This window comes from Thermopirellula anaerolimosa, from assembly GCF_054657335.1.
Window position 1 is genome coordinate 379,629 of the sequence record NZ_BAAHYX010000004.1, and the last position, 18,034, is coordinate 397,662.

Consider the following 18,034-nt stretch of genomic DNA (forward strand, 5'->3'; position numbering starts at 1 on the left):
CTTCTTTTTCTGCATTGTAGCACGCATGTTATTCCACGATATCTTCATAATAATACCTTCGCGACAACTAACAAAGCAAACCAACAACAAGCCACACCCACATAACGCACTGTCGCCGCTACACACTCATTCGAGGAGTCAACTCTCGCATCGCAGCTTTAGTGTTTTGTTGCATCACTAATCTAAGCACTTCACAGAAGGGAGGGGTTTATGTCTCAACGAAACGCCGCGGAGCAATCTTCGGGATGTCGTGTTAACTTCAATTTTCAGCGTCGCGACGCGACCGCCGGATGCCTGCCGGTCTGGTGGGATGCGGAACGGGAAAGCGTCGTGGTGGGGTGTGGGGAATCGGTAGAGGCCGTGTCATCACTAGAGCGACTCGGATTTCTCTGCGAGCAGGCCGCCGTGGTCGCCGTGTTGCCGTATTTGGATCAGGCGCTAGCGCGTGCAGCCTTGGGCGAGGTCTGTCCGCCGGGCAAGATCAGCGTGGTGTACGGTGGTACGCCGTGCTTTCTTTCCTTGACGGATGCCTTGAGGAAGGGCCCGACCGTGCTGCAACGACCCTTCATTCCCCGATACGACCACTCGTTAAGCCGACTGCAAACCGCCGTGCTTCGAGACGAAAATGACAGAATCCTGAGCCTCTTCAAGGCGACGTTGGCCGGAGAGTTTCACGAGTATTGGGCCATTCCCCACACGCTTGAGGCCGCCAAGTTGTGGGTCCGGGTGGGCGATCTCTTCGCTTGGAAACTGCCGCGGTTCATGATACCGACCGAGTTCGACCGCAAGATACCGAAACGAACCCTTGCCGAAATCAGGCCGAACCGCCCGCATTCGGTCCTGATGTTCAAGAAAGCCGTACAAGCCGAGTTTATCTGCCGATGGCTGAGCAAACGGGGAACACGCCGCGCCTGTCGCATTCAACGTGCCGCTCGGGAAATCGCGGCGAAAATATTCTGCCGTCATTTGCTTCCGCAAGCGTGGGCGGGCGAGTCCGCCGTGGAGAATCAGTTGCGGATCATGGCTGCAAAGGGGAAAAATTCCCCGCTCCGCGATCCGCGACAATGGCTTTGGCGGGCCTTGCTTCGCGCTCCCTTGCCGCAGGTCAATTTCGCATACCTCGAAGCTTGCCTCGCCTGGACGCTCGCACAACTATTGCACCCTGAGCTTTTCCCACCAAGCAATCCGCTCTTCGACGAACCCGCTCGGCGGCACCTGACTGAAACCAAGTTGCCGTCGCGGGCACAAGAGAAACAGGATCCCGCCGCGTCGAAGGGGACGGCGTAGTAGGAATCTCAATCGTGCACTGGGATCGCGCAGGACTGGGCAAAATTACCCCGTTACCCGCACACGCCGCGGTCCTTCTTCATCTTCCGCGCCGTCGCTACTCCCGTCGGCGCGGCGAAGTTTAAGGGTTGCCCCGGGCGGTAACCTGCGTTCCGGGATGATTCCGCGGGTGGTCGTCGAAAGGAACTGATAGAACAGCGAGGCGGGAGGTTCCGAAAACTCGGTACGCAGTTGCTCCAATATCTCATTCCACATGAGGCCGCTACGATAAACAACGCGGTACGCCGCCTTCAAAATGTCAATGGTTTCCGTCGAGTATCCGGCCCGGCGAAGACCGATTTGATTCAACCCCACCACATGGCTGCTGAGACCGTCGATGGTGACGAAAGGCGGCACGTCGCGCGTGATATGGGCTTGACCGCCCACCATGGCGAGCGACCCGATGCGACAGAACTGATGCACCGCCACGGCACCCGATACGTAGGCTCGGTCCGCCACCGTCACGTGTCCGGCCAACAACGCGTTGTTGGCGAAGATGGTGTTGTTACCGACGCGGCAATCGTGGGCAATGTGTACGTTGGCCATCAAGAGGTTGTTGTCCCCCACCAACGTGGCATCCTCTTCATCCAGCGCGCGATGAATCGTGCAATTCTCGCGAATCACATTTCCGGACCCGATGATCACCTTGCCCGGCCTCTCCGGCATGTGCACGTGCTGCGGCATGCCGCCCAAAACGGCGCCTTCGAAGATCCAATTGTTTTCTCCCAACACGGTACCCGTCTTGATGACCGCGCGACTCTCCAGACGGCACCGATCGCCAATGACCGTTTCCGGTTCGATGACGCAAAAGGGACCGATCACTACGTCATCACCAATGGCAGCCAGAGAACTGACGACCGCCGACGGATGGATTTTTACGGCCATGGCGTAACCTCCGTGTTTCTCGCCAAGGAAAAGCGAATTTTTAGCTGAATGCCGCGCGAAGGCGAAACGGCAAACGCCTCGCTGACCACTGTTTTGCCCTTGGAGCATTGCGAATCGCCGCCGAATCTAGCGATTTGTAACGCCAAGTCGCCTCGAAGGCAAGAGCAATCAGGAAGCTCGCCAAAACGCTCTTGAGATTCCCCAGCCCGAAACCGACCTTAAGAAAAGCCGGACGTTTTGAGAAGCAGGCCGGAAAAACAACGCGCGGCCGGGAACCACCGGTCGGCGCAACAATCTACGCGATCACACTCGGTCGCCTGCCAAACTGGGGTACTAGGATTCGAACCTAGACTAGCTGATCCAGAGTCAGCCGTGCTGCCGTTACACCATACCCCAAAAATATCGCGGGCCACGGACCGCAAAAACCTAACTGCGTCTGGCAGACGTCTTGTCAGTGGTTTTCCAGCCACCGCCCGGAGGGCCTCTTTACCAACTTCCAAGGCCTTGCTGCCGATTTCGCAGTCCCGACGTCCCTGATGGCAATCAGCCACCACGTTCCTGATTGGTTAACATATTCCCTGCCGCGCCGAGCGTCAAGAGCAGGCGTCGCGGTCGGAGCGTCGCAACGTGGTCGATACGCCCCAGCGAGCATGGGCCGGCCTTTCGGCGTCAAATCGCTCACGCTTGCACATTGTTTCCCTGCCGTGTTTCCCTGCCGCCTTTTCAAGCATCGCGGCGAGGTGCATCCATCCATCTGCGGGTAGACGGAACAACGCCTCATCGGACCCAGTCGCGCAGACCGAATGGAACGGGTATCTCGAAATCGAATACCGTTCTTGGGACAGCGATTTGTGACTATAATGGCGGCAGATCGGGCGCGTGGAACCGCGCAAGACCGAAAACGGTCACGGCCGAGCGTCAGGTCATTAGGGCGAGGCGGCGGCAAGGCTCTCCACGCGGGCGGTGACTTGCATATACTCTCAAAGGGTTGCCTTGTAATCCTACGTGGCCGACCCGGCACTCTAGGCTACTTGACAAATGGCGCAACTCAGGCTGATTCAAGGCGCGGCTCAGGAAGCGGTGTACCCACTGGTCAAGGATTGTACGATCCTGGGACGCCACCCGAACTGCGACATCGTCTTGGAGGTCGGCGCCGTCAGTCGCCAACACGCCCGCATCATCAGGAACGAAAGCGGATATTACCTGGAGGATTTGAACAGCCGTAACGGCACCTATCTCAACGACCAACGGGTGATCGGTCGACAACCCCTCCGGGACGGGGATCACATACGGATGTGCGATCTGTTGTTCGAGTTCAGCGATCCCGCAACGGGAGAAGCGTTGGACGAGGAGGGCGCCACCCGGGCGGCTTGGGTAGACGATGAGGCCGTTCTGCGATCCGCCTCCACGGTGATGTCCAAATTGGACGTGTCCTCGGGTGCGGCGGGGGTGCGACTGCGGGTCAATCCCGAGGCGAAACTTCGCGCACTCTTGGAGATCAGCCAGAACCTCGGTCAAGCCGTCTCGCCCGACGAAGTTTTGGCGAGGATTCTCAAGAGCCTGTTTAACGTCTTTCTACAAGCGGATCGCGGGTTCGTCGTGTTGAAGGACCCTCGCACAGGGCGGTTGATGCCGCGGGTCGTCCACTCGCGTCGCCCGAACGCCGGCGAAGTCCGCATGAGCAAGACCATCATTCAAGCGGTGATGGAAAGCAAGCAAGCGATCCTGTCGGCGGACGCTGCGACCGATTCCCGATTCGATTTGAGCCAGAGCATCGCCGACTTTCCGATCCACTCGATGATGTGCGCCCCGCTAATCACGAGCGACGGCACGGTGTTGGGCGCGATCCAAATCGATACCAGCGATCGCAAATTGCGGTTTACGCCCGAGGATTTGGAAGTGCTGGCTGCCGCGGCGGGTCAGGCCGCCGTGGCCCTGGAAAACGCCTTACTGCATGAGGCCTCTTTGCGGGAAGAGGTGCTGCGTCGAGAGCTTTCTCTGGCGCACAAGGTGCAGCAAGGATTCTTGCCCTCTTCGCCGCCGGAGGTGCCGGGCTATTATTTCTTTGACCTTTACGATCCCGCTCACGAAGTCGGAGGCGACTACTTCGATTACATCACCCTGCCGGCCAACCGCCTGGCGGTGGCACTGGGGGACGTCTCCGGCAAGGGAATCGCCGCGGCGCTGCTGATGGCGAAGCTTTCGGCCGAAATCCGTTATTGCCTGGCCAGCGAAACATCCCCCACCGAGGCCATGGCCAAACTGAATCGAGCTTTCTGCGTCAGTCGCTGGGAGGATCGGTTTATCACGCTTCTGTTGGCCGTGCTCGACCCCGTCGCTCACCGCGTAACCTTTGTGAATGCGGGCCACTGCCCCGGGTTTCTCCGCCGGGCGGATGGCTCCGTGACCGTCGTCGGCGAGAAGATTGCGGGACCTCCCTTGGGAATCGATGTGGCGACGAAGTACGCCGCCGAAACCGTTGCCGTGCAAGAGGGAGACCTGCTTCTCTTGTATACGGACGGCCTTCCGGATGCGATGAACGTCCGCGAAGAGTTCTTCGGACAGGATCGCATTTTGGAGGTATTGGCCAAGGCCCCGCCATGTGCCGAGGAGGCAGGCAAGATGCTCATGGCGGCAGTCCAGCAGTTCACGGGACATCACGAACAGATGGACGACATCTGCATGGTCCTCATGAACCGGAAGACCGCCCTGAGCCGCTAATTGCTTGTGCCTTTATGTCCGAGTAATCCATCCGGTTTCGCGGCGGTAGCGGGGCACGCAGTCGAAGCGATCGAAAACTGCGGCGTCGAGGATGTCTCTTTCTAATTTCGCGGCGACCAGCTTTTGTGCCGCCGTGCTCTTGCTCAATTCCTGCGCCAAAAGGTCCTGGGGAATCGGTTCGGCGCCGAGTGCGTACGGTTCGGCGAAGGCCGCTCGCCAGTTCTCCCTTGCAGTCAATGCTTGGGCGTTCAGTTCGTAGCGCAGGCCGCCTGCCCGTTCCAGACGATCGACCAAAAAACCGGCGAAAAGGGTGTCATCGCGTCCGTATTCGCCGTCCGTCCCGCTGCATAGCAAGTGCACGATGGAGCGTTCCGCGACCAATTGGCGGAATACGGCGGATGCGTTGACGAAGGCCCCCACCAGGACCACTTCCGCTTCGCGGCATCGCTTGAACGCTGCGGTTCCGTTCGTCGTAGTAAAAAGAATCCATGCGTCGGCCACGCGCGTCTCGGAGAATTCCGACGGCGAATTCCCCAAATCAAAGCCGTCGATGGGCAAACAGTTCCGTTCCCCGGCAAGAAGGACCGACTCGCCGGGCCTGGATTTCCTCAGTTCCGCGGCAATTGCCTCGGCCTCCGCTACTTCTTCGCAGGGGTAGACGGCCTTTGCCCCGGCGCCGAAGGCATGCACAATGGAAGTCGTGGCCCGGAGGACATCGATCACCACGACCGTGCCGACCGTCAACTCCTCCGGTTCCACAAGGCGGGGCAAAGCGTGAACGAAGATTTTGGGTTGCATGTTCGCGGACAATCGCTGGAAGTGGGAAGTAGAAAGAACTCGTCCGGGCGAGGCCGGGGCCGCGGAAAACCGCTGCAAGCCGGTTCCCGCCGCGACGCACGTGTGCGCCCTCACCGACCGAAAAACCGAGGGGTTGCCGATCCACACGGCACCTTCGGCATAGTGTCCCCATGGTAGTGAAAGAATCTCTTGAATACCACCCCGAGTGAGACCACGATTGCCGTGAGTGAATCGATCGATCCGGATCGCACAAGTTCGATTCCACCTCAAACTTCGGGCGAAGTTGCGACGCCCGCATCGCAACCGCCGTCGGTCGACAAGCAGTCCTCACGGATTCGAACGATGTTTGCGGAAATCGCCCCGCGGTACGATTTCCTTAACCATCTTCTTTCCTTGGGCATCGATATCCGCTGGCGGCGAAAGGCGGTCCGTTTGGCGGGAGATCCCGCGGGAGGGCCGATCCTGGATGTTTGTTGCGGGACGGGAGACCTCGCATTGGCCTTTCAACGTGCTCACCGCAAAGGCATCGCGATCGTCGCGTCGGACTTCTGCCGTCCCATGCTGATCATCGGGAAAGAAAAAGCCGCCCGATTGCGAGGAAGCTCCATTCGCTTTGTCGAGGCCGACGCCTTGAATTTGCCTTTCCCCGACGACGCGTTCAGTCTGGTTTCGGTGGCGTTCGGCCTGCGAAACGTTGCCGATACCGATCGCGGTCTCCGCGAGATGGCTCGGGTGTGTCGTCCGGGCGGGCGCGTGATGGTCTTGGAGTTCACCCTGCCCAGAGTTCCCTTCATCGGCACACTGTATCGCTGGTATTTTCATCACGTCCTACCGCGGATCGGGCAGACGTTGGCTCGGAATCGGCACTCGGCCTACAATTACTTGCCCGCCAGCGTGGAGGAATTCCCGCAGGGGAGCGCCCTCTTGCAAAGGATGACCGCCGCGGGACTCCGCGACGCAAAAGCATTTCCCATGACCTTCGGTATTGCGACGCTGTATCTGGGGACCAAATGAAACGGCAAATCGTGGTGGCGATCACCGGCGGCAGCGGCGTCGTGTACGCCGTTCGGCTGATTGAAGTCTTGCTCTCTGCCGCCTGCGACGTCCACTTGACCATTAGCGGAGCGGGGGCCACGGTACTGGAAGAGGAGTTGGACCTTTCCGTCAATCTCGAAGACTTCCAACCCAACATGCTGCTGCTGGGCGACACCCACGCCCTTGAAGACTCCAAGCTGCAATTGGTGCGTTCTCTGGCGGGATTGTCCAGCGAATCGAGCAACGTCTTGTCGGTCGCCACCGGCGAACCCGGCACACTGCACTATTACCATTTCCGCCGCCTCACGGCGCCGATCGCAAGCGGCTCCTTCTTGACGGACGGGATGGTGATTTGCCCCTGCTCGATGAGCACGCTGGCTAACATCGTCCACGGCGGAGGAACGAACTTGATTCATCGTGCGGCCGAAGTTCACCTAAAAGAACGGCGGAAACTGATCGTTGTGCCGCGCGAGACGCCGCTGTCCACAGCGCATTTACGAAACATGCTGATGGCGTCGGAATACGGCGCCGTTGTGCTGCCGGCTATGCCGGGCTTTTATCACGGGGTGGTGGGAGTGCGCGATCTCATCGACTTCATCGTGGCCCGGATCGCCGATCAGTTGGGAATCGAAAATGCGCTTATTTCGCGCTGGAGCGGCAAAGCCCCGTAAACGGCGTCGCGGTGACGGTCTGGGGTATATTAGGGGGTGTCGTTGCGAGCGATATATCGAGTAGTCATCAGGACTCAAGATTGGTGGTCGGATTCGTCATGCCTTTCGCCAAGATCGGAGACGGCGAGATCGTCGCCCCGAATCTATTAACGAGGAAGATTCGGCTTTATTTCGAGCTGATTCGATTCAGCCACACGCTGTTCGCCTTGCCTTTCGCGCTGCTGGGCGCCGCAATGGCCTGGGCTGAAGTACCTTTCCGCTTGCAACACTTGGCGGGCATTTTGCTGTGCATGGTCTTCGCGCGGAGCGCAGCCATGGCTTTCAATCGCCTGGCCGACGCTCGTTACGATGCTTTAAATCCCCGCACGGCAGGGCGGCATCTGCCGCGCGGCATTTTGAGTCGGGCATCCGTGGCGGCATTTACCGCGGTCTCGTCGCTCGGTTTTATCGCATCCACGCTTCTATTCCTGCCGAACCGGTGGCCGATTTGGGCCGCCGTGCCGGTACTGCTGTTTCTGTTGGGATACAGCTTCGCCAAGCGATTCACCTCGGCCTCGCACATCTGGCTCGGCCTTGCCTTGGCGCTATCCCCGCTTGCGGCCTACGTTGCGATCGCCGGGACGTTCGCCTTGCCGCCGATCTTGCTCAGCCTGGCGGTCGTCTTTTGGGTCACGGGATTCGACATCATTTATGCCTGCCAAGATACCGATTTCGATCGTCGCGTCGGCCTGCATAGCCTGCCTGCTCGTTTGGGCGTTTCGGCGGCCCTTCGGGTCTCGGCGCTGAGCCACGTCCTGTTTTGGGCTGTGTTGGCGGTTCTCGCTTTTATTTACTCGCCCTTCGGCATTGTTTATCGCTGCGGTTTGATCGGCGTCGGCCTGATCCTGGCGTACGAACATGTCCTCGTTCGCCCGGAAGATCTGAGCCGGCTCAATCAAGCCTTTTTCGCGGCCAACGCCGTTATCAGCATTGGACTGTTTTCGGTCGGCACGGCCGACATCTTTCTAACGTGATACCTGCGCGGAGGTAGGCACAATATTCAGGTTTATCCATAAAGAGGAAATTCATGTACTACGCCTTGGTGGACGATATTCGCGATACGGCTGTTGAGCGCGGCCTGGACGCCATTCACGACAAGCTCGCCGCAGGCCGACGCTTGTCGGCGGAAGACGGTCTACTGCTCTTTCAGCCGGAAACCTCGCTCCATGTTGTGGGACAATTGGCGGCGCAGCGCTGCCGGGAAAAACACGGGCGGGTCGTTTTCTACAACCTCAATAGTCATCTCAACCCAACCAATGTGTGCGTATATCGCTGCAAACTCTGTGCTTTTTATCGTCCCGACGGCCATGCCGAGGGCTACTTTTTGTCCTTCGATGAGATTCTCCGGCGAGGACAAGAGGCTTGGGATGCCGGTTGCACCGAAATGCACATCGTGGGGGGCCTACCGCCGGATAAACCCTTCGACTGGTACGTGGAAATCCTCCGAGTTCTGCACCAGGCTTTTCCCAAATTACATCTCAAGGCATGGACGGCGGTCGAGATCGCCTGGTTCAGCCGAATCAGCGGCCAATCCACAGGCCAGGTCCTCGAAACATTGATGGAAGCCGGCCTCGGGAGCTTACCGGGCGGCGGAGCCGAAATCTTTCATCCGGAAGTGCGATCCAAGATTTCGGCGGGCAAGGCCGATGCCGACCTTTGGTTGGAGATCCACCGCACGGCACACCGCCTCGGCCTGCGTAGCAACGCAACGATGCTTTTCGGTCACGTCGAGGAACCCCGGCACCGCGTCGACCATCTGTTGCGGTTGCGTGAGCTGCAAGACGAGACGGACGGTTTCCAGGCTTTCGTCCCCCTGCCCTTCCATCCGCACGCCACCGCTCTGGCGCATTTGCCGAAACCCTCCGCCATGGACAATCTGAGAACCCTCGCCGTGTCCCGCCTGTTGCTGGACAACTTCGACCACATCAAGGCCTACTGGATTTCGCTCGGGGTGGGCGTGGCGCAAACGGCGCTGGCCTACGGGGCCAACGACCTGGACGGCACGGTTCGACAAGAAAGCATCTACCACGAGGCAGGCTCCGAGGCCCCCGAGGTATTGACGGTGGACGAGCTTTGCGGTCTGATCCGGGAAGCAGGCCGGGAACCCGTGGAAAGAGACAGCCTGTATCGCCGCGTTCGCCGAAACGGCCGAGAATGGGAAATCGAACGCGATTCGCATGGAAGCTGAAGGAAGCTTCGTCGGTGTTCCGACCGACGGTGCCGTATTTCCATGACCGAAAAGAAGAGCGCCGCGGAGATACTGAGGCAGTCGATTCAGTACGTGCCGGGCGTTGGTCCTCGCCGTGCCGACGTTCTCGCGCGCCTGGATATCCGTACCGTAGCCGACGTTCTCTTCTTTTTCCCTCGCGACTATGAGAATCCGGGCGAAGTTCGGCGAATCTCGCAATTGCAAGAAGACGCCGTGCAATCCGTCATCGGCGAAATCCGTGAGGTCGAAGCCCGTTCCTCCGCCGCCGGGCGATTGGTGGTAGGAGTCCTCGTCAGCGACGGGCAATCCTTTCTGCGGGCCTTGTGGTTCGATCAACCGTACCGGCAAGACATGTTTCGCCGCGGTCAACGCGTGATGTTGACCGGCCGCGCCCGTTACAAGGGCATGATGTGGGTCATGGCTCACCCCAAGGCCCAGATCCTGGCCGACGACGAACCGCCTCGCACTGCCCCACTGCCGATTTATCCTTTGACGGAGGGAATTCGACAGTGGGAACTTCGCCGCATCGTGCGACGGGTCGTAAACGAATACGCCGACTATTTGGAGGACGTTTTTCCCGACGAATTTCGCGGGGCGCACGACTTGATGCCTTTGCCGGAAGCGGCAAGGACGATTCATTTTCCACCCGATCCGGCGACGGCGGAACAGGCACGCCGCCGGTTCGTCTATCAAGAACTGTTCATCTTGCAACTGGCTCTGGCGATACGGCGTGCGCGGCAAATGGAATCCGCCACAGCGCCCTGCCTGCCGCGGACGGCCAAGATCGATGCCCGTATTCGCCGTCTGCTCCCCTTTTCCCTGACACCTGCTCAAGAACGGGCTATTGAGGAGATTACGGCGGACATGGCCCGCCCTGTGCCCATGAACCGCCTATTGCAGGGCGACGTGGGCAGCGGCAAGACGGTGGTCGCCGTCTATGCGGTACTGGTTGCGGTGGCTCATCAACATCAAACCGTGCTGATGGCGCCGACGGAAATCCTCGCGCGACAGCACTTTCAAACCGTGGATCGCTTGTTGTCCCACAGTCGCGTGCGGCGCGCCCTTTTGGTCGGCGGGTTGCCCCCCGCCGAGCGAACCCGATTGCTGGAGCGATTGGCCGCCGGTGAACTGGACCTGGTAGTGGGCACGCAAGCCGTCGTGCAGGAAGGCGTCCGTTTCCACCGCCTCGGTCTGGTCGTGATCGACGAGCAACACAAATTCGGGGTCCGACAAAGGGCTGCTCTGAAAGAGGCCGGCAAAGAACCGCACTACCTGGTGATGACCGCCACCCCCATCCCGCGAACCCTAACCATGACGCTGTTCGGCGACCTGGACGTTTCGGTCATCAACGAGCTTCCGCCCGGCAGAAAGCCGGTCAAGACTTACTTAGCGTCGCCCGACCAACGCGCCCAATGGTGGGAGTTCTTTCGTCGCAAGCTGCTTCAGGGTCGGCAGGGTTACGTCGTCGTTCCCCTAGTGGAGGAAGCCGATTCCGCCGCCCTCCGCAGCGTGGAGACGGCCTACCGCGAACTGCAAGAGGGAGAGTTGCGAGACTTTCGCTTGGCAACGGTCCACGGTCGCATGCCCGCCGACGAAAAAGACGCCGTCATGCAACGCTTCCGCCGCCATGAGATCGACGTCCTTGTTTGCACTTCCGTGGTCGAAGTCGGCGTCGACATCCCCAACGCCACGATCATGACCATCGAAAACGCCGAACGATTCGGGTTGGCGCAACTCCACCAACTGCGCGGCCGAGTCTCGCGCGGGAAGTCCGTCGGCCACTGCTGCGTGTTCACGGACGCCGCATCCGAGGAATCGCGACGTCGCTTGGAGGCCTTTCGCAGCACGACGGATGGTTTCGAGTTGGCTGAAATCGATTTTTCGATTCGGGGACCGGGAGAGATTTTCGGTACCCGACAACACGGCCTGCCGCCGTTCCGCATCGCCGATCTTCTTCACGACCGCGCGATCGCGGAAGAAGCCCGCCGCGACGCATGGCAATTGGTGCAGAGCGATCCCGGTTTGCGCCGTCCGGAACACACCCGGTTGCGGGCAATGGTTCTGAAGCGATACGGGAAAACGCTCGATTTGGGGGATGTAGGGTAGCTTTCGGCCGCGCCCATCCAAGCCGCCGTCCACCTGAGACGTCCACCGGAAGGCTCTCCACGCATGCGAAAAAGCGACGCCCGCGATGCCTTCTATTCCCCTCGCATCAGCTTTCGATAGGCTTCCACGGCCAATTGATCGCAGCGTTCATTCTCGGCGTGACCGGTGTGGCCGTAGACGTGTTGAAATACAACTTCGTGCTTGTCCAACAATTCGGCCAAGCGCCGCCATAGGTCATCGTTCTTGACGGGAACCAACTTGCCTTTTTCTTTCCGCATCCATCCGTTGGCACGCCACCCCGGCAGCCATTCCGACAACCCTTTTCCGACGTACTGGCTGTCGGTAACGACGGTCACGCGACTCCGCCGTCGCAGCGCCTCCAGGCCGCGGATCACGGCCATCAATTCCATGCGATTATTGGTAGTCTCCGGTTCCGCACCGGACTGAACCAACTCCTTGCCGCTGGCGGGATGCCGCAGGATGAAGGCCCAACCGCCCGGGCCCGGGTTGCCCGAGCAAGCCCCGTCGGAATACAGGACGACCTGGGGCAAGTTCGCCGCTGATGGCCGCCCGCCTTCCCTGCGCCGCGCCGTTGCATTCGATTCGACCGCCCTCGATCCGTCCATAAGCTTGCACCTTGCGCATGTATAGAACTTCCCGCTGCGGGAACCGCTGACCGGATTGCCGTCTGCGTTCGCGCCGGTCTACTTCGGATTAGGCCGAGCAGCGATGGCTCGCAGACCGTATATAGCCATCGCCCTTTCGTCCCTGCCGTAACCACTCGCAGCGATCCCGCCATCATCGGCCCCCGCCGGTCGTACTGCGGCGCAGAACGGCGGAATCCGAAGCCGCAGGACGATCGCGATCGAATCGCATCCGCGAAAAATCGGAGAATTCGTCTCCGACCGATCGATCCTCGAGGTGGGAAAGTTCCAATCGCCAAGGCAGTCGGACCGTAAACACGCTCCCCCGCCCCAACTCGCTCTGCACGCTCACTTCGCCGCCCAATAAACGGCACAACTCCTTCACGATCGAGAGACCCAACCCGGAGCCTGGGTATTCCCGTTTCAAAGGGTCTCCGTCGGGCATGGCAGTCCGACCTTGCCGGAACTTTTCGAAGATGATCTGACGATCCTCCTCGGCGATCCCAACGCCCGTATCGGCGACACGCATGACCATGCAACCCTGCTGATCCGGATACACCGAGATGCGAATCGATCCGCCCTCCGGCGTAAACTTGATCGCATTGGACAGCAGATTGTTGAGAATCTGGGCCACCCGATTCTGATCTTGAAACATCGGGGGGAGGTTCGGCTCAATGTCCACGCTCAGATCAATATTCTTCTTTTCGGTCAGCGGCCTGGCCATGTCGCATTGAGAATGTACGACCAGTTCGATGGCGAATTCCGTAGGTCGCACCTCCATCCGCCCGGCCTCCATCTTGGCCAAATCGAGAATGTTGTTGATCATTTCCAACAGCATCCGTCCCGACTTTTGGATGTTCTGCACGTACCGCCGTTGCTTCTCATCCAGGGATTCGATGGAACTGAGTACCTCGCTAAAGCCCAAAATACTATTCAGCGGCGTACGCAACTCGTGGCTCATGGTGGCCATGAAGTCGCTTTTCACCCGGTTCATTTCGTACAGTTGCATATTGAGTTGCGCCACCTCGTCCAGCTTGGCGTCCAACTCGGCGTTCAAATCGCGGAGTTGGTCCTGCACCGCCACCAAATGGCTCAACATGCGGTTGAAGGCATTCGCGAGCAATTCGAATTCATCTCGGGTATGAATCCTGGCCCGCAGCGCCGTGTTGCCCTCCGTGATGGCCTCACTCACCGCCCTCAGGTGCCGCAACGGTCGGACGATCACGTAGCGAATCGTCACATAAAAGGCAATCATCGCCAGAAACGTGGTGATGATGGCCACGGCCAGGAGCATGCTCCAGTACTTCATCACTGCGGCCTGAGTGGGACCGTTGGGGATCGTCACTTGCAACACCGCCATCAAGTCGCCTTCGCGGATGGGAACCGAGGCGGCGCTCGTCGCCCCCGGCGTATATCCCTCGCCTTCCAGCAGGCGATGGCAGTCCACGCAGGAGCGCTCGGCCCAGATCGGTTGGTAGTATTGGTACTCCCGTCCGCCGGCAACCAAACGCTCGGCAAACAATACCGCGTCCTCTTGCTTGCGATCCTCGTCCGTCAAGCGGGCAAATCGCTGCAACAGTTCCGATTCCAAGGCGTCTTGCGGCGGACCTCCCTCCGCCGTCTCCTGAAATCGCCGTTCCGGAGGGCGGACGAAGCGCCATCGGTAACCCTGCAATTCCCGATTACGAATCACGCCCGTCAGGTACTCCACGAAGTCTTTTCGCGGTTCCATCGCGCGATAGTGCGTGGTCAGCATCACCTGATCGACGAGCAAACGGGCCGTATCCGGGTTCTGCCGGGTTACCACCTCGCCCGTCACCCGCCAATATAACAGCACGCTGACCGCGATGACCAAGACGAGAAACAAGCCGAAGAGGGCAAGGCACTTGACCTCCAAGCTGGTTTCGATAAGAGCGCGATCCAGGCGGCGACTCATGATCCGGCTGATCCCGCATTACCCGACGGATTATTCGATCGCATCCAACTTACGTCCCGCATGTCGCAACCCCGTCCCAGCGAAGCGAAAGGCAACTCGGTCCCCTTCCCAAAAGCGCAATACGAATTTCCCCGAGTCGTCGCTAAGCCCCTCTATGATAAGCGGTCGGCACATCCCCCGAAAAGCGGCTGCCTCCGCCATCCGACCGGCGCCCTAGCGCGTCCCACCACCTTAACCCCAAAGCGTTGAACGAATGGTTAGAGCATATCGATCGGATCGACATCCACCGTCCACGCGATTTCCTCCGGCAACTTCACATCGTTCATGACCGCGCGGATTACCTCTCGGAGGCGTTCTCCGTGCGAGGTTTGAATCTGGAAGTGATAGCGAAACCTGCCCCGCAACTTGGCCAAAGGGGCGGGCGCCGGACCAAGCAGCCGAAACAACGCCTCTCCGTCGGACGCCTGCGACCACCCTTGTCGAATCCGTTCAGAAAGATTCTGGGCCGCCAAGCGTGCCGACTGTTCGCGGACCGCTTGAACGACGAATCGGACAACCTGCGCGAACGGCGGATAGTGCATCAACTGCCGATTGGGTAATTCCCACCCGGCGAATTGCTCGTAATCGTGCCGGACCGCCGCCAAAATAGCCGGGTTTTCCGGATCGAAGGTCTGCACCCACACTTCGCCGCCCTGGTCGCCCCTTCCCGTCCGTCCCGCCACTTGCGTGACCAACTGGAAGGTTCGTTCGGCGGCACGGAAATCGGGAAAGTGCAGCGCTGTGTCGGCGTTGATCACGCCCACCAGTGTAACGTTGGGAAAATCCAACCCTTTCGCGATCATTTGCGTACCCAGTAGGATACGAACCTCACCGCGGCGAAAGGCATCCAACGCCTTTTCGTGCGACCCGCGACTCCGCATCGTATCGGCGTCCATTCTCAAACATGCCACGCCCGGATATCGGGCACGAATCTCGGCCTCCAACCGCTCCGTACCCAACCCGCTGAAGCGGATGCCATCGAAATGACATTCGGGACAGCAACTCGGGGCGGGTACGCGATAGTCGCAGTAATGACACACAACCGCAGCGTCCGATCGGTGATGGGTCAGGGCGATGTCGCAATCGGGACATCGCACCACATGTCCGCACCGAGCGCACTGGATGTGGGTCGCGAAGCCGCGCCGGTTCAGCAGCAGGATTACCTGTCCGCCTCGCGCCAAGGCTTCCCGCACGGCGGCATCCAATCGTCGCGTAATTGCTCCCTTGTCTCCCCGCTTGCCTCGCGGCGCGCGCAAGTCGATGGTGCGTACCGCCGGCAAGGGGCGATCCTCGATCCGCCGCGAAAGTTTGACCAATCGGTATTTGCCCGACTGCGCCCCGTGCCAGCTTTCCAACGACGGCGTTGCCGACCCCAGAACCAAGGGGATGTTTTCCAGCATGGCTCGTTGCAGGGCCACGTCCCGAGCGTGGTAACGCGGCGTTTCCTCCTGCTTGAACGAGGTCTCGTGCTCCTCGTCGAGGACGATCAACCCCAAGTGCGGCGTCGGGGCAAAGACGGCGCTGCGTGCTCCCACGACGACCTGAACGCGACCCGAGGCAATCCATTCCCACTGCCGCGCCCGTTCCACATCGGTCAAGTGACTGTGAAGAACCGCCACGTGAGCAAAACGCGAGCGAAACCGATGCAGCGTCTGCGGGGTGAGGCTGATTTCCGGCACCAAGACCACCGCCTGCCTACCGTACGAAACCACCTCCTCGATGGCCTGGACGTAGACCTCCGTCTTTCCGCTGCCCGTCACTCCCTGGATCAATATCGTCCCGTGTTTCCCGGAACGTAGTACCTCCAGGATGGCATCGCGGGCGGCACGCTGCTCGTCCGTTAAAGCCAAGGGCGATTGCCGGGCAAAGACCTCCGGTTTCAATTCCTGATCTCGTACGCGAATCGACTCCTTGCGCACCCAACCGCGACGGACCAGAGGTTGCAGCACGCCTTCCTTGCACCCCGAGGCCGCCGCCAACTCCCGCGGATCCCAACTTCGGTCTTCCCGCGTCAGTATCTCCAAGACCTTCCGTTGCTTCGCGGTCAGTTTGAGACTCGCAAGATCGGCCTCGCCGACTGCTGCGCGAAGAAAGATTCGCCAACGGGAACCGGCCTGCCGCCGAACGCCGGCAGGTACCACGGCATCCAACACCTGGCCCCAATCGCACAGGTAGCGGTCGGCGATCCATGCCGTCAATTGCAACATGGCAGGAGAGAGCAGAGCACGCTCATCCAGCACGCGGCGGACGCTTTTCAACGGTCGACCGGAAACGCGCTGCCAAAGCACTTCCACACAGTACCCGACCTGCGTCCGATTACCACGACCGAAGGGAACTTCAAGCCGCTTTCCAGGACCGACGGCGTCGAGCAAATCCTCCGGTATCAGATAATGAAAGGTGCCGCGCACCCCTTTGCCAAACACGATTGACGCCACGGCAGACTCGCCTGGGTCGTCCCAAGGCATCTCCGTGACCGCGTCATCAAAAAGCGTTCTTTGTTGTTCCTTCATGTCGTCGTTGCGGCGGAGTCGTTCCGGTGAGATCGACGGTGATTGCTTCGGCATGAGCGCCGACTCCCCTTTCGCCCTTCCGTCTTAGCGGCGAAAGGTCGATGACGACGGATACAAATGCAGGGGCATTTTCTCGGTCCGCTGAGGCGATACAATAGCCTTGCGGGCCGATTCGGCGGACGGTGTCACCCTCTTATTCTGAGCGTCCTTACCGCGGCGCACCAGGCAAAACCCGCGTGATTCTCGTCTTCGCCTTTCCCGCCCGCGGATTTCGACCGTGGTCGTTACGCTTTTTCCAACTGGATATGGATTCTCCGCCTGTTCGGCGAGAAAAGCGAAACCGGCCATCTACCATTGCACGGCCATCCTAGCTCGACTCGATATCCCATGCGCATCGGCATCTACGGCGGAACCTTCGATCCGGTACATCTCGGTCACCTGTTGCTGGCCGAGAGTTGCCGCGAGCAGATTCCGCTAGATAAAGTCTTTTTCGTTCCCGCCGGTAAACCGCCACACAAACGCGGGACCGCGGTATCCCCCGCCGTAGATCGTCTTGCCATGCTGGAACTTGCGATATTCGGTGAAGATGCCTTCGCGGTGTGTCGGTACGAAATCGATCGCGAAGAGGTGAGCTACACCGTGGACACCCTCCGGTGGTTCCGCGATTCTTGGCCGGAAGCGGAACTTTTTTTAATGATGGGTGCCGACATGTGGCACGACCTGCCACACTGGCGAGAACCTCGCGAGATATGTCGCCTGGCGACGCCGGTTGCCGTCTGCCGCCCGGGAATTCCGGAACCCGATCCCCATTGCTTGCTGCCGCTGCTCCCGCAAGAGGATCCCGAGCGGCGTATTTGCCGCGTGGAAATGCCGGCCATAGGGATCTCGTCTTCCGATATTCGTGCTCGGGTTGCGGAGGGCAAGAGCATTCGCTTCCGCGTGCCCCGGGCGGTCGAAGCCTATATTGCGACTCACGGGCTATACCGGTAAACCTTCGCGGGTAATCGACGGTCGGACGAGTCCAGGGCCGGGCACCCCTCGGCCACATTCTTTCCACTCAAGGCCGAGCAAGCGACTCCGCACGGAACCCCGGCACAGTCCGGCGAAACCTCACC

The 18,034-nt window shown here is 59.9% G+C and carries 13 protein-coding genes and 1 tRNA gene; 8 read left to right on the top strand and 6 right to left on the bottom strand.

Annotated elements, in window-relative coordinates; genetic code table 11:
- The first annotated feature begins 210 nt into the window (after positions 1-210).
- Positions 211-1,287 (top strand): hypothetical protein, encoded by a 1,077-nt coding sequence (locus ACYQ6J_RS02080; RefSeq protein WP_460182535.1) that lies wholly within the window; start codon positions 211-213, stop codon positions 1,285-1,287.
- A 45-nt stretch (positions 1,288-1,332) separates the two neighbouring features.
- Here ACYQ6J_RS02080 and lpxA read toward each other — a convergent pair whose 3' ends face one another.
- Both lpxA and ACYQ6J_RS02090 read right to left on the bottom strand, forming a co-directional pair.
- Entirely contained in the window at positions 1,333-2,211 is an 879-nt protein-coding gene (gene lpxA / locus ACYQ6J_RS02085) for an acyl-ACP--UDP-N-acetylglucosamine O-acyltransferase (protein WP_460182536.1), read from the bottom strand.
- A gap of 325 nt (positions 2,212-2,536) precedes the next feature.
- Positions 2,537-2,607, bottom strand: a tRNA-Gln gene (locus tag ACYQ6J_RS02090).
- 642 nt (positions 2,608-3,249) lie between these two features.
- On the opposite strand from ACYQ6J_RS02090, the gene ACYQ6J_RS02095 reads away from it, so the two are divergent.
- Positions 3,250-4,932 (top strand): SpoIIE family protein phosphatase, encoded by a 1,683-nt coding sequence (locus ACYQ6J_RS02095; RefSeq protein ID WP_460182537.1) that lies wholly within the window; start codon positions 3,250-3,252, stop codon positions 4,930-4,932.
- Positions 4,933-4,944: 12 nt separating this feature from the next.
- On the opposite strand, the gene ACYQ6J_RS02100 is transcribed toward ACYQ6J_RS02095, so the two are convergent.
- Positions 4,945-5,730 carry a 2-phosphosulfolactate phosphatase gene (locus ACYQ6J_RS02100; RefSeq protein WP_460182538.1) on the bottom strand — a complete coding sequence of 262 codons (786 nt, stop codon included), beginning with the start codon at positions 5,728-5,730 and terminating at the stop codon, positions 4,945-4,947.
- Positions 5,731-6,072: 342 nt separating this feature from the next.
- Between ACYQ6J_RS02100 and ubiE the strand changes: the two genes are divergently transcribed.
- The 5 genes from ubiE to recG all read left to right on the top strand — a co-directional run bounded on the left by ubiE (position 6,073) and on the right by recG (position 11,790).
- Positions 6,073-6,744 (top strand): bifunctional demethylmenaquinone methyltransferase/2-methoxy-6-polyprenyl-1,4-benzoquinol methylase UbiE, encoded by a 672-nt coding sequence (gene ubiE / locus ACYQ6J_RS02105; protein ID WP_460182539.1) that lies wholly within the window; start codon positions 6,073-6,075, stop codon positions 6,742-6,744.
- A complete protein-coding gene (locus tag ACYQ6J_RS02110; protein ID WP_460182540.1) occupies positions 6,741-7,436 on the top strand; it encodes a UbiX family flavin prenyltransferase in 696 nt (231 codons plus the stop codon). Before ubiE ends, ACYQ6J_RS02110 begins: the two co-directional genes overlap by 4 nt.
- Before the next feature lie 83 nt (positions 7,437-7,519).
- Complete coding sequence (locus ACYQ6J_RS02115; protein ID WP_460182541.1) at positions 7,520-8,449, top strand: UbiA-like polyprenyltransferase; 930 nt, start codon at positions 7,520-7,522, stop codon at positions 8,447-8,449.
- 53 nt (positions 8,450-8,502) lie between these two features.
- On the top strand, positions 8,503-9,663 hold the full coding sequence (mqnE, locus tag ACYQ6J_RS02120) for an aminofutalosine synthase MqnE (protein ID WP_460182542.1): 1,161 nt from the start codon (positions 8,503-8,505) through the stop codon (positions 9,661-9,663).
- A gap of 42 nt (positions 9,664-9,705) precedes the next feature.
- Positions 9,706-11,790 carry an ATP-dependent DNA helicase RecG gene (recG, locus tag ACYQ6J_RS02125; RefSeq protein ID WP_460182543.1) on the top strand — a complete coding sequence of 695 codons (2,085 nt, stop codon included), beginning with the start codon at positions 9,706-9,708 and terminating at the stop codon, positions 11,788-11,790.
- Between the two features lie 92 nt (positions 11,791-11,882).
- On the opposite strand, the gene rnhA is transcribed toward recG, so the two are convergent.
- The 3 genes from rnhA to priA form a co-directional block, all read right to left on the bottom strand.
- Positions 11,883-12,416 (bottom strand): ribonuclease HI, encoded by a 534-nt coding sequence (gene rnhA, locus ACYQ6J_RS02130; RefSeq protein WP_460182544.1) that lies wholly within the window; start codon positions 12,414-12,416, stop codon positions 11,883-11,885.
- 172 nt (positions 12,417-12,588) lie between these two features.
- A complete protein-coding gene (locus ACYQ6J_RS02135) occupies positions 12,589-14,370 on the bottom strand; it encodes a HAMP domain-containing sensor histidine kinase (RefSeq protein ID WP_460182545.1) in 1,782 nt (593 codons plus the stop codon).
- Between the two features lie 257 nt (positions 14,371-14,627).
- Positions 14,628-16,973, bottom strand: a complete 2,346-nt coding sequence (priA, locus tag ACYQ6J_RS02140; RefSeq protein WP_460182546.1) for a replication restart helicase PriA — start codon at positions 16,971-16,973, stop codon at positions 14,628-14,630.
- A 333-nt stretch (positions 16,974-17,306) separates the two neighbouring features.
- Here priA and nadD point away from each other — a divergent pair, with 333 nt between their 5' ends.
- Positions 17,307-17,909 carry a nicotinate-nucleotide adenylyltransferase gene (gene nadD, locus ACYQ6J_RS02145; protein ID WP_460182547.1) on the top strand — a complete coding sequence of 201 codons (603 nt, stop codon included), beginning with the start codon at positions 17,307-17,309 and terminating at the stop codon, positions 17,907-17,909.
- The last annotated feature ends 125 nt before the right edge of the window (positions 17,910-18,034 follow it).